This is a genomic window from Arthrobacter sp. NPDC080086, from assembly GCF_040702285.1.
The window spans coordinates 46,420-58,295 of sequence record NZ_JBFBKP010000015.1 but is presented as its reverse complement, the minus strand read 5'-3'; the positions used below and the strand labels follow the sequence as shown (position 1 = coordinate 58,295).

At 72.2% G+C, this 11,876-nt stretch carries 8 protein-coding genes; 5 read left to right on the top strand and 3 right to left on the bottom strand.

The window, feature by feature from the left end:
- Nucleotides 1-144 precede the first annotated feature (144 nt).
- The 3 genes from AB0305_RS07905 (at nt 145) to AB0305_RS07895 (ending at nt 3,239) form a co-directional block, all read left to right on the top strand.
- Nucleotides 145-1,317, top strand: a complete 1,173-nt coding sequence (locus AB0305_RS07905) for a YihY/virulence factor BrkB family protein (RefSeq protein ID WP_364136159.1) — start codon at nt 145-147, stop codon at nt 1,315-1,317.
- A 75-nt stretch (nt 1,318-1,392) separates the two neighbouring features.
- Entirely contained in the window at nt 1,393-2,253 is an 861-nt protein-coding gene (locus AB0305_RS07900; protein WP_364136157.1) for a universal stress protein, read from the top strand.
- Complete coding sequence (locus tag AB0305_RS07895; protein ID WP_364136154.1) at nt 2,235-3,239, top strand: zinc-dependent alcohol dehydrogenase family protein; 1,005 nt, start codon at nt 2,235-2,237, stop codon at nt 3,237-3,239. The genes AB0305_RS07900 and AB0305_RS07895 overlap by 19 nt, the downstream gene beginning before the upstream one ends.
- A gap of 31 nt (nt 3,240-3,270) precedes the next feature.
- Here the strand turns inward: AB0305_RS07895 and AB0305_RS07890 are convergent, their stop codons facing one another.
- Nucleotides 3,271-6,435, bottom strand: coding sequence for an HAD family hydrolase (locus AB0305_RS07890; RefSeq protein WP_364136151.1), 3,165 nt, complete (start codon nt 6,433-6,435; stop codon nt 3,271-3,273).
- 73 nt (nt 6,436-6,508) lie between these two features.
- Entirely contained in the window at nt 6,509-7,528 is a 1,020-nt protein-coding gene (locus AB0305_RS07885) for a polysaccharide deacetylase family protein (RefSeq protein ID WP_364136148.1), read from the bottom strand.
- Nucleotides 7,529-7,669: 141 nt separating this feature from the next.
- Between AB0305_RS07885 and AB0305_RS07880 the strand changes: the two genes are divergently transcribed.
- Nucleotides 7,670-9,619 carry a heavy metal translocating P-type ATPase gene (locus tag AB0305_RS07880; RefSeq protein ID WP_364136145.1) on the top strand — a complete coding sequence of 650 codons (1,950 nt, stop codon included), beginning with the start codon at nt 7,670-7,672 and terminating at the stop codon, nt 9,617-9,619.
- 13 nt (nt 9,620-9,632) lie between these two features.
- Here AB0305_RS07880 and AB0305_RS07875 read toward each other — a convergent pair whose 3' ends face one another.
- Nucleotides 9,633-10,499 (bottom strand): helix-turn-helix transcriptional regulator, encoded by an 867-nt coding sequence (locus tag AB0305_RS07875; RefSeq protein ID WP_364136142.1) that lies wholly within the window; start codon nt 10,497-10,499, stop codon nt 9,633-9,635.
- A 101-nt stretch (nt 10,500-10,600) separates the two neighbouring features.
- Between AB0305_RS07875 and AB0305_RS07870 the strand changes: the two genes are divergently transcribed.
- Complete coding sequence (locus AB0305_RS07870; protein WP_364136139.1) at nt 10,601-11,866, top strand: multidrug effflux MFS transporter; 1,266 nt, start codon at nt 10,601-10,603, stop codon at nt 11,864-11,866.
- Nucleotides 11,867-11,876: the final 10 nt, after the last annotated feature.

The following is an 11,876-nucleotide window of genomic DNA, read 5'->3' as shown; positions in this document are numbered from 1 at the left end:
GCGGGGGGTTCCCTTCTTATCGGCCGGCGCCGCCGCCGCATTGCAAATTGTCCTGGTGGTTTCGCGTCCCGGGGCGGGCGGGGGGCGCCCCCCGCTGACGCGGAGGCAGCCGGCCGCTGCGCTTAACCACGAAAGAAGATTCCGATGGCCAAGAACCTCACCCAGGCGCACACTGGCTCCATGGACGACGCCGAGACCGCCACCAGCAGCACCGCCAAGGCCCGAACCTCGCCCTCGCCGGAGGACGCCCGCAAGCCGGACCGCCCCACCGACGTCACCAAACCGTCCTGGAAGTACATCGCCCGCAAGACCCTGCGCGAGTTCACTAAAGACCAGTGCCAGGACCTGGCGGCGGCGCTGACCTACTATTCGGTGCTGTCGATCTTCCCGGCCCTGCTGGCGCTGGTGTCCCTGCTGGGGCTCTTCGGCGACGCGCAGAAGACCACCGGCGCGCTGCTGGACATCGTTCAGGGCTTCGCCCCCGGGCAGACGGTGGACACGATCCGCCCGCTGATTCAGGAACTGACCAGCTCCTCCGCGGCAGGCCTGACGTTCGTCCTCGGCCTCCTGACGGCTATCTGGTCCGCGTCCGGTTACGTGGGCGCCTTTGGCCGCGCCATGAACCGGGTCTACGAGACCGACGAGGGCCGGCCGTTCCTGAAGCTGCGCGGCACCATGCTGGGCGTCACCGTGGTCAACCTCCTGCTGGTGGTGGTCATCGCCGCCATGCTGGTCCTCAGCGGGCCGGTGGCGGAGTCCGTGGGTAACCTGATCGGCCTGGGTGGCGCCTTCCTGGTGGTGTGGAACATCGCCAAGTGGCCGGTCATGCTGGTGCTGCTGATCGTCGCGATCGCCATCCTCTACTACGCCACCCCCAATGTGAAGCAGCCGAAGTTCCGCTGGCTGAGCATGGGGTCGGCGATTGCCCTGCTGGTCTTCCTGCTCGTCTCGGTGGCCTTCGGGTTCTACGTGGCGAACTTCAGCAGCTACAACAAGACGTACGGTGCGATCGGCGGCATCATCGTGGCCCTGCTCTGGCTCTGGATCCTGAACATGTCGCTGCTGTTCGGTGCCGAGTTCGACGCCGAGACTGAGCGCGGCCGTGAACTGCAGGCCGGGATCGAGGCCGAGGAAACCATCCAGCTGCCGCCGCGGGACACCAAGAAGAGCGACAAGCTGCAGGCCCAGGAGGAAGAGGACATCCGCCGGGGCCGGGAGCTGCGCGAGGAGCACGCCCGGCACGCATCGGCGGAGCGCGGCGAGGAGCGCCGCGCCGGTGACGCTTCCGACGCTCGGCGCGGGGACCAAAGCCCCTAGCCTCCGCTCGGGCGGGCGCCTGTACTGGGGTGAAGCCGCACTGCTGGGGTGCCGTCCGCCTACCCGGGAGGATCCATGCCGGCAGCCGCACCAGGACAGCGCGCCGCCGTCGTGGCCGGGTATGACGACTCCGATTCCGCCCGGCTGGCCGTTCGCTGGGCGGCCCGGCACGCCGCCGCGACGAAGCGCAGCCTCGAGGTGGTGCACGCCTGGGTCTGGCCGGTTTTCACCTCCAATCTGGGCCCGGTCGGCGGTGTCTCCGGCAGCGGGCTTCGCCTCGCCGCAGAGACCATCCGCGACTCCGGAGCGGCCATTGCGCGAGCCGCCGCCCCCGGCCTGACGGTCACCGCCCGGATGCTGCCGGGGCTTCCGGCCCAGGTGCTGCAGGACGCGGCCCGGGGGGCGGCACTGCTGGTGGTGGGCAGCCGGGGACTGGGCGGCGTGCTGGGCCGGATCGCCGGCTCCGTCTGCGCGGACCTCGCAGCCTCCGCGCCCTGCCCACTGATGGTGGTCAGGCGGCTCACCCTGCCGGGCCAACCGGTGACGGCCGCCGTCGACGCCGACCCGGCACGGACCGCCGTCGTAGCCCAGGCCGCGGCCCTCGCCGCCGCGATGGGCACCGGCCTCGAGATTCTCCACGTCGCCCCGGTCGACCCGGAGCATGGAGCAGGCCGGGCCACGGGCGGAGCCGCGCTCCTGGCGGACGCCGTGGCGGAGGCCCGGAGGCTGGCCCCGGGACTGGCCGTCACCGGAACCCTGGTTCCCGGGCGGCACGTGGGCCGGGAGCTCTCAGCCGCCGCGGCGGGGGCCGACGTCCTGGTCCTGGGATCCCACCGCCGCGGCACCGGGCCGGGCAATACCGTCTCCGGGGTTCTGCAGCAGGCACCCTGCAACGTCCTCGTCATCCGGAAAGACCCATGCGCGCCTGGTGGGTAGGCCGCCCCGGGCCCGCGGACACCGGTCCGCTGGTGGCCGGCGAACGGCCCGACCCCCTCCCCGGCCGGGGCGAAGTACTGGTCCGGGTGCGTGTCTGCGGCGTGTGCCGGACCGACCTGCACTTGGCCGAGGGGGACCTGCCCCCGCGGCGGCCCGGCGTGGTGCCCGGGCATGAGGTGGTGGGCGACGTCGTCGCGTCCGGGCCCGGGGCGGACCGGTTCCAGCCCGGCGAGCGCGTGGGGGTCGCCTGGCTCGGGGGCACCTGCCGGGTGTGCCGGTTCTGCGTCCGCGGGCAGGAGAACCTCTGCCTAACGCCCACCTTCACGGGCTGGGACCGCGACGGCGGCTACGCGGAACTGGTGACCGTGGCCCAGGACTTCGCCTACCGGCTCCCCGAATCCTTCCGGGACGAAGAGGCCGCCCCGCTGCTGTGCGCCGGGATCATCGGCTACCGGGCCCTGCTGCGGGCCGACCTTCCCGTGGGCGGCCGGCTCGGCATCTACGGCTTCGGTGCCTCCGCCCACCTTGCCGCGCAGGTGGCCCTCTACCGGGGAGCCAGCGTCTATGTGATGACCCGCTCCCCCGCGGCCCGCGCCCTGGCGTTGGAGCTGGGCGCCGTGTTCGCCGGCGACGCGGACGAGCCGCCCCCGGATCCACTCGATTCGGCCATCCTGTTCGCGCCGGTGGGAACCCTGGTGCCGCCGGCTCTGCGGGCGCTGGACCGCGGCGGCACGCTGGCCGTCGCCGGCATCCACCTCAGCGACATCCCCGCCCTGGACTACGCCGCCGAGCTCTTCCAGGAACGGCAGTTGCGCAGCGTCACCGCCAACACCCGGGCCGACGGGGAGGAGTTCCTCCGGATCGCCGCGGAGATCCCGCTCCGGCCCAGCACCACCGCCTACCCGTTCGAGGAAGCCGGCCGGGCCCTCCGGGACCTGGCCGCGGACCGGGTGACCGGCGCCGCCGTCATTCGGGTGAGGGACTGAGTTTCATACGTGGCGCACCGAGTGCCCGGCGTCAGGGCCCGGCCCGGAACTCGTGCCGCTGCCCGGCCTGCAGGAACACCTCCTGCTGCCCCACCCGCACCAGGACGGGCGCGGCGTCGCCCGGGGCGGCGGTGACTGCCAGCCGCCCCGGTTCGAGCTGGACGGCCAGCAGCTGGTCCCGGTAGCGGACCTTGAAGCCGAGCCGGCGCAGCTCGACCGGCAGCCGGGGCGTGAAGGTCAGCGCGTCGCGGGTGATCCGGAGGCCCGCAAAGCTGCGTTGGACGACGTCGATGGTTCCCGCCATCGCACCCAGGTGGATGCCCGAGCTGGTGGTGCCGCCCTGGGTGTCGTCGAGGTCGGCGTCGAGCGCCTCCCGGAAAGTGGCCCAGGCCTGCTCAGGGTCCCGCTGGGCCAGGACCGAGGCGTGCGCCACCCGGCTGAGGGTGGAGCCGTGCGCGGTACGGGCCAGGTAGTAGTCCACGGTGGCGGCCAACTGCTCCGGGGTGACCGGGTAACCGAGCCGGGCCAGGAACCCGGTGAGCTGGTCCTCGCCCAGGACGTAGAAGAGCATCAGCACGTCAGCCTGCTTGGCCAGCCGGTAGCGGTTGGGACTGTCCCCCTCCGCCTCGAGGATCAGGTCCAGGCGTTCGATGTTCCGGTAGCGGCGGCGGTACCCGGCCCAGTCCAGCTCCCGGAGCTCGCCATAGCCGGCGAACTGGCTGATGATGCCCTCGCCGTGGAAGGGCACGAACATCCGCCGGCTCAGCCGCGCCCACCGGGTGATCTCCGCCGTCGTGATCCCCAGCCGGGCCTTCAGGTCCTCCATGTCAAAGCCCCTGACCGAGCGCATAATCCATTCGGCCTGGTCGAAGACCCAGGCGGCCATGACGTTGGTGTAGGCGTTGTCCGCCAGGCCCGCGTCCGGGTGCTCCGGGGGTCCGGTGTGGTACTCGTCCGGGCCCATGACGCCGCGCAGGTGGAAGCGGTCGTCCGCGGGGTCGTGCTCGGCCATCGACGCGAACAGCCGGGCCACCTCCACGATCAGTTCGGCGCCGTGCTGGGTCAGCCAGCCGCGGTCCTGGGTGGCCTCGAAGTACTGCCAGGCGTTGTAGGCCACGGCCAGCCCCACGTGCCGCTGCCGGTGGGAGTAATCCGGCAGCCAGTGGCCCGACAGCCTGTTGTACAGCAGGCTGGGAGTCTGTTCGGTGCCGTCGCTGCCGCTCTGCCAGGGGAACAGGGCGCCGGAGAGGCCAGCCGACCGGGCCGCGTCCCGCGCCGTCCCCAGCCGGCGCCACCGGTAGTCCAGCAACTCGCGGGCCAGGGACGGCAGCCGCGAGTTCAGCACCGGCAGGACGAAGAGCTCGTCCCAGAAGACGTGCCCCCGGTAGCCCTCCCCGTGCAGGCCGCGGGCCGGGACGCCGGCGTCCAGCTCGGCGGTGTGCAGGGTGAGGGTCTGCAGCACGTGGAAGACGTGCAGGTTGAGGATCAGCTGGGCCTGGGAGGGGGCATCCGAGTCGATGATGAACGGGGTCAGCAGCAGGGACCAGGCCCGCTCGTGGTCGGCCAGCAGCTGGTCGAAGGTGCCGGCGCGGGCCAGCACCGCCTGCGCTCCCGCCAGCGGCGAGGACACCGCATGGTCCCGGGAGGTGGCCACCGCAACGGTCTTGGTGACCGCGACCGGGGCTCCCTCCCCCACGGCGGCCTCCAGGCGGTGGGCGTAGAGGCCGGCGGACTGGTGGTAGGCGGTGTTCGCCGGGCCGGAGGCCTCGGTGCGCAAGGCCAGCGCGATCCCGATCCGGCTGCGGCTGGTGCGGACCTGCACGTCGAGGCCGACGGCGCCCGGGCCGGGTGCGTTGGCGGGGTTTTCCACCGCCTGCACCCCGGTCAGGTGGCGCTGGGCGAGGCCGGCGTCCTCGGGGACGTTGGCGTTGCGCACCGCGGTGTCGCAGCCGCTGCTGATGCTGATCCGGCCGCTCCAGCCCGCCGCGCTGATAACGGTCTCCAGGGCCGCGAGGTGCGGTTCGGCCATCGATACCAGCCTCCGCTGCACCACCCGCAGCCGCCGCCCGGCGTCGTCCTCCAGCTCCGCCTCCCGGGTCAGCAGCGCGCGTTTCAGGTCCAGGGTGCGCCGTTCCCGGCGCAGCCGCAGCCCGCCCTCCGACCACCACGGCCCGTCCTCGATCCGCAGGTCCAGGTGCAGCCAGTCCGGGATGTTCACCATGTGCTCGTCCGTGGTCCGCTGGCCCTCCACCGTGCTGGTGAGCCGGTTGTACACACCGGCCAAGTAGCTCCCGGGGTAGTGGATGGGGCCGGCGCGCTGTTCCGGGGCCGTCCCGCGGGTGGCCAGGTAGCCGTTGCCCAGGGTGGTCAGCGCTTCCCGGTGCCCCTCGTGCGCCGGATCGAAGCCCTCGTAGACCAGCAGCCAGGGGTGGGTGATGACCAGGCCTATGTCCAGTTCGCTGACGTCTTCGACCACGATGTCCGCGCCGGCGGCCTCCAGGTCCGCGCGGCGTCCGTCCCGGTCGATGCCGACCACCAGCCCGAAGCCGCCTCGGCGTCCCGCCCGCACCCCGGCCACCGAGGCTTCGATCACCATGGCCCGGCGGGGCGGGATGTCCAGCTTCCGGACCGCCTCCAGCGGGAGGGCGGGGGCGGGTTTGCCGGGCAGGCCCCGGTGCGCGGCGGTCTGCCCGTCGGCGATCTGGTCGAAGGCGCCGTCGAGTCCGACGGCGGCGAGCAGCGGCGACGCGTGCGGGGCGGAGGTGGCCAGCAGCACCGGGACGCGGCCGGCCCGGAGCCGCTCCAGCAGGGCGACGGAGCCGGGGTAGGCCCGTGGCGGGTCGGCCGCCAGCGCCGCGGCGAAGAGCTGGTCCTGCCTGGCGCCCAGCCCCGCCGCCGTCCACTCCCCCGGCGGGTCGGCGGGGTGTCCGGCCGGCAGCGCCGCCCCGCGGGAGGCCAGGAAGTCCGCCACCCCCTCGGCGGGGGTTCGGCCGTCCAGATAGGCGGTGAAGTCGGCGCCGGTGGGCGGGCCGCGCCGGGCGGTGGGCGGCAGCCGGGGGTCACGCAGGACCTCGTCCAGCAGGATCCGCCAGGCCGCGGCGCGTTGTTCGGCGGTATCCAGCAGCACGCCGTCGAGTTCGAAGACGACGGCGTCCACCGGCGCCAGTGCTGCGGCGACTGTGGGCGAGACCGTCATGCGTTATTCGTACCAGCCTTCCCGGGCGCGCGACAGGCCTGCACCGCAGCCCGCGGGCACGTCATCGGCACCGTCAGCGGAGGAGGGCACCGAGGGTGGTGAAGCCGTAGCCCGCCGCCCGGAGCCGCGCGATCAACTGCGGCAGGGCGTCGGCGTCGAGGGTGCTGCCGTCGTCGGGGTTGGAGCCGATGTGCATCAGGACAATCTCGCCGGGGCGCAGCCCGGCGAGGGTCCGGTCCAGCACGGTCTGGACGCTGATGCCGCCGCTGGTTCCCTTCCAGCCCAGCGTGTCCACGGTCCAGCGGACCGCGACGTAGCCCAGGGCGTTGACGGCGGCGATGGTGCGCGCGTCCCGCTCGCCAAAAGGGAACCGGAACAGCGGCCGGGCGGTCCCGCCGGCGGCGCTGATGGCGGCCTCCGCGCCGGCGAGCTGCTGGGCGATCTGGGCGTCGGTCAGGCCGGTGAAGCCGGGGTGGGTCATCGAGTGGTTGCCGATCCGGTGCCCTCCGGCCACGATCGCGGCCACCCACGCCGGATTGCCGGACGCCCACGCGCCGGTGAGGAAGAACGTCCCCCGCACACCCGTCGCGGAGAGGGTCTGCAGGATGCTGGGCAGCCCGGCGGAGTTGGCCCCGGCGTCGAAGGTCAGGGCGACCACCGGCCCGGCGCCGGGGATGACCTCGACGTCGGCGCCCCGGAGCGCGGCCGGAAACGGGTCCGCGGGCGGGGCGGGCGGTTGCGGTGGCTCAGGTGCCGGTTCGGGCGGTGCGGAAGGCTGGGGTGCCGGTGGCGCGGGAGGTACGGGCGGCGCGGGTGGCTCCGCGGCGGGCGGCGCCGGTACGCCCGGCTCAGGCGCGGCCGCCGTCGTCGTGGCCGGTGACGGGGCCGCCGTGGTCGTGGCCTCGGACGGTGACTCCGTGGAAGCGGAGGACGACGGCGGCACGGACAGTGTGGCCGGGGATCCGCCCTGCGGGCCCGAACCCCGCGGCCCCGAGGCCAGCAGCACCGCTCCGGCCACCGCGGCCGCCACGAGCAGGACGGCGAGCACCGCCGCCAGGAGCCGGCGCTGACCGCCGACGGGGATCGACCACATGCCCCACCGTGACCCCGGATCCGCTGCCCGGGATAGGGCTCAAAGACCCCTCCAACGGCCCCGGAAACCCGCCGTCCCCGGGCAGTAGGATGCTGGAAGAGGCACATCCCGGAATCGGCGCTGAGGCAAGGCAGGACCCCCGTGAAAACTCTCTTCCGGTACCCGCTGGTGGCAGGCACCCTGGCCGTCCTGCTGGCCGTGATCCTGCTGCTGGTGTCCGGCCAGGAGGGCATCGCCCGGTGGACCGCCAGCCTCTACGCCCTGGCCGTCGCCGCGTACCTGGCGGTGGGCATGGTCCGCCGGCTGATGGGCGGCACCTGGGGCATCGACATCCTGGCCGTGACCGCGATCGTCAGCACCGTGCTGGTGGGCGAGTTCGTCGCCTCCATGATCATTGTGCTGATGATGGCCGGCGGCACGGCGCTGGAGGACTTCGCGGCGGGCCGGGCCAAGGCGGAACTGACCGCACTCCTCGAACGCGTCCCGCAAACGGCGCACCGCGAGCGCGCCGGTGTGGCGGCGGACGGCACCCACGGGGATGGCAGCCTGGCCGACGGCCAGCACGAGGATGTGGCCGCCACCGACGTACGGATCGGCGACATCCTGCTGGTCCGCCCCGGCGAGGTGGTTCCGCTGGACGGGGTCCTGCTCTCCGACTCCGGCACCTTCGACGAATCGTCCCTCACCGGAGAGAGCCTGCCCGTGGAACGGGCCGCCGGGGAAAACCTGATGAGCGGATCCCTGAACGGCGAGGCGGCCATCAGGATGCGCGTCACGGCCCGGATGGAGGACTCCCAGTACAGCCGGATCGTGGCCCTGGTCCGGGAAGCCGCGGAAAGCAAGGCGCCAATGGTCCGGCTGGCCGACCGCTACGCCGTCCCCTTCACGGGCCTGGCGTACGTGCTGGGCGCCGTCGGCTGGATCATCAGCGGCAGCCCCGCCCGCTTCGCCGAGGTGTTGGTGGTGGCCACGCCCTGCCCGCTGCTGATCGCCGCGCCGGTGGCGTTCCTGGGGGGGATGAGCCGGGCCGCCCGCGGCGGGATCATCGTCAAGTACGCCGGGGTGCTGGAGCTGCTGGGCCGGATCCGCACCGCCGCGTTCGACAAGACCGGTACACTGACCTACGGCCGGCCGGCGCTGGTGGAAATCCGCACCACGGGCACCCTGGACGAGGACGAGGTGCTGCGCCTGGCCGCGTCCGCGGAGCAGTACTCCTCCCACGTGCTCGCCGCCTCCGTGATGGACGCCGCGAGGGCCCGGGTGCTGGGCTTCCACAGCGCCTCCGAGGCCACCGAGTACGCCACGCACGGCGTCCGGGCCCGGCTGGACGGGCGGGACGTGGTGGTGGGGAAACCGAATTTTGTGGCCGAATCGGCCGAGGGCGTGGTGGAGACGGAACTGGTGTCCGGGCAGCTGGGCATCTACGTGGGGGTGGACGGAAAATTCGTCGGCTGCCTGGTGATGAGCGACCCGCTCCGGGACGAGGCGCGCCGCACCCTGGGCGAGCTCCAGCACCTGGGTGTCACGCAGACCGTGATGCTCACCGGCGACGCCCTGGCCACCGCCGAGCACATCGCGGACGCGGCCGGCCTCACGGACGTCCGGGCCGAGTGCCTGCCCCCGGACAAGGTGGAGGCGGTGCGGTCCCTGCCGCTGCGGCCGGTGATGATGGTGGGCGACGGCGTCAACGACGCCCCCGTCCTTGCCGTCGCCGACGTCGGGATCGCGATGGGCGCGCGGGGTTCGACGGCGGCTGGCGAGTCGGCCGACGTCGTGATCATCCTGGATGACCTGTCCAAGGTGGCCTCGGCGGTGCGGATCGGCCAGCGCACCGTGAAGGTGGCGCTGCAGAGCATTTGGATCGGCATCGCGATGAGCGTGGCCCTGATGGTGGCGGCCGCCGCGGGCTACGTCCCGGCGATCGCCGGTGCCCTGTCCCAGGAGGTGGTGGACCTGGCCACCATCCTGAACGCGCTCCGGGCGCTGAGTGCGGGCGGCACGGGCACGGGCCGGAACCCGGCACCGGGGACGGGGACGGGCACGGGCACGGGCACGGGGACGGGGACGGGGACGGGGACGGAGGGACCGTAGAAAGCGCCGGTTATCAGGCGATGGGCTGCGAGGCGGCCCAGGAGGCGAGGAGGCTCAGCCGTTCCGCTGAGGGTGACCCGGGTTCGGCCGAGTAGACAAGGAGCACGTGGCCGGGATCGGCCGTGACGGCGAGCTCCTCGTAGGACAGGGTGAGCTCCCCGACCACCGGGTGCGTGAAGCGTTTGGTCCCCGACCCGTGGGTGCGCACGTCATGGGCCCCCCAGAGCCGGCGGAAGACGTCGCTTCGGGTGGACAACTCGCCGACGAGGTCCTGGAGGAGCTTGTTGTGCGGGTCCCGGCCGGCTTCCGCCCGCATGATCGCCACGCACATGTCGGCGAAGAGGTCCCAATCGGGATAGAAGTCCCTGGAGGCCGGGTCCAGGAATTGGAAGCGGGCCAGGTTGGGTGTGCGTCCGCCGTCGCCAATCACGGGCGAGTAGAAAGCACGGCCCAGATCGTTGGTGGCCACCATGTCCTGGTGCGCGTTCCGGACAAAGGCGGGACCGTCGGTGATGGAACGAAGTGCCCATTGGAGGCTCGGGCGCAGGGCGGGATTCCGGGTGATGCCGCGGCGCCGCGAACGGCCCGAGGTGGGAATCCCGTCGGCGGCCCGGGCCAGGTCAAATAGATGGGCCCTTTCCGTGTCGTTCAGCTGCAGGGCCTCGGAGATGGCGTCCAGCACCGAGGCGGAGGCCCCTGCGATGGTTCCGCGTTCGAGCTTGGAGTAGTACTCCACGCTGACGCCTGCGAGCATGGCCACCTCCGAGCGGCGCAGTCCCTTGACTCGCCGGTTCGGGCCGGAGGGTATCCCGGCGAGCTCGGGGGTGAGTTTGGCCCGACGTGACATGAGGTACTCGCGCACCTCGGCTCGATTGTCCATGTTTATGACGATACGACGATCCCCGCGGCGGAGGGATGCCCTGCCAGTACACCTCTTGACAGGGACTTCTTCGGCCTGCCGATAAGGGTTTTGCTGGATACATGACTGATTCCTCCACCCTCAACCAGACGGGCCGCCATGGCCGGTGGTTGGCGGCGCTGTTGCTGGTGCTGACGGTCTTTGGACCCATCTCCATGGACCTCTATCTTCCGGCTCTCCCTGCCCTGACCGCCGAGCTTGGCGCGAAGACGTCCACGGCACAGCTGACGGTCACCGCGTGCCTGTTGGGGCTGGCGGCGGGGCAGCTGGTCGCAGGCCCGCTCTCTGACCGCTTTGGCAGGCGAAAGCCGCTCCTGATCGGGGTGACCGCGTACGTCGTCGTGTCGGCACTGTGTGCGATGAGCCCCTCCGTTGAGGTGCTGGTGCTCGCCCGGCTGGTCCAGGGCGTGGCCGGCGGCGTAGGGATCGTGATCGCCCAGGCGGCGGGCCGCGATGTGTACGACGGCGGCCGCTTGATCCGCTTTTACGGCCGGCTGACCGTTATCGGCGGCTTTGCGGCCATCGTGGGACCCTTGGTGGGCGGTGCGCTCTCCGCGGTGATGGACTGGCGGGGACTGTTCCAGGTCCTTGCGGTCATTGGTGCGGCGATTCTGGCCTGGGTCGTCGTCGGGTTTGGCGAGACGCTGCCCGCGGGGTCGCGCACCCCGGGCGGGTTCGGCCAGGTGGGCCGCGATATGCGGGTTTTGTTCCGGGACCGCGGGTTCGTCGGCGCTGTCGTGGTTCAAGGGTTTGTCTATGCGGCGCTGTTTGCCTATCTCAGCGGCGCCACCTACGTCCTGCAGGGCGCCTACGGCCTCTCGCCTCAGCAATACGCCATGGCCTTCGGCCTGAATTCTGCGGGGTTCATGGCTTTCGGCTACCTCGCCGGCCGGTCCAGCGAACGGTGGAGCATCACCGGGACCCTCATGGTCGGCCTGGCCATGTGCGCGGCCGGAGCCGGGGGAATCCTGACCGCCGGTATCATCCACCTGCCCTTGCCCGCGGTGATGGTTTCCCTGCTTCTCCTGGTGAGCGGGACCGCGGTCACCAGCCCGCCCTCGACCACCATCGCACTGGCCGGCTATCCGACCATCGCCGGCGCCGCCTCGTCCTTCCTTGGGGCCGCCCGCTTCGCTCTCGGTGGAGTCGCCGCCCCGCTGGTCGGACTCGCCGGAGCACTCAGCATCCTCCCGCTGGGCCTGGTGACCGCCGCCGCGATCATCCTGGCAGCTGCGACCGCCCTGGTCCTGCTGCCCCGTGCGTCGCGTCCGGCAGGCCCGGAAAGACCGTCCTCTGAAACACCCGTTCCAGAGCATTCCCATCACTGAAAGGAAACAC

Excerpts from the sequence above, each read along its gene's own strand:
- AB0305_RS07890 (WP_364136151.1), bottom strand. The coding sequence starts at position 6,435 with ATGACGGTCTCGCCCACAGTCGCCGCAGCACTGGCGCCGGTGGACGCC.
- AB0305_RS07900 (WP_364136157.1), top strand. The coding sequence starts at position 1,393 with ATGCCGGCAGCCGCACCAGGACAGCGCGCCGCCGTCGTGGCCGGGTAT.
- AB0305_RS07875 (WP_364136142.1), bottom strand. The coding sequence starts at position 10,499 with ATGGACAATCGAGCCGAGGTGCGCGAGTACCTCATGTCACGTCGGGCC.
- AB0305_RS07905 (WP_364136159.1), top strand. The coding sequence starts at position 145 with ATGGCCAAGAACCTCACCCAGGCGCACACTGGCTCCATGGACGACGCC.
- AB0305_RS07885 (WP_364136148.1), bottom strand. The coding sequence starts at position 7,528 with ATGTGGTCGATCCCCGTCGGCGGTCAGCGCCGGCTCCTGGCGGCGGTG.
- AB0305_RS07870 (WP_364136139.1), top strand. The coding sequence starts at position 10,601 with ATGACTGATTCCTCCACCCTCAACCAGACGGGCCGCCATGGCCGGTGG.
- AB0305_RS07895 (WP_364136154.1), top strand. The coding sequence starts at position 2,235 with ATGCGCGCCTGGTGGGTAGGCCGCCCCGGGCCCGCGGACACCGGTCCG.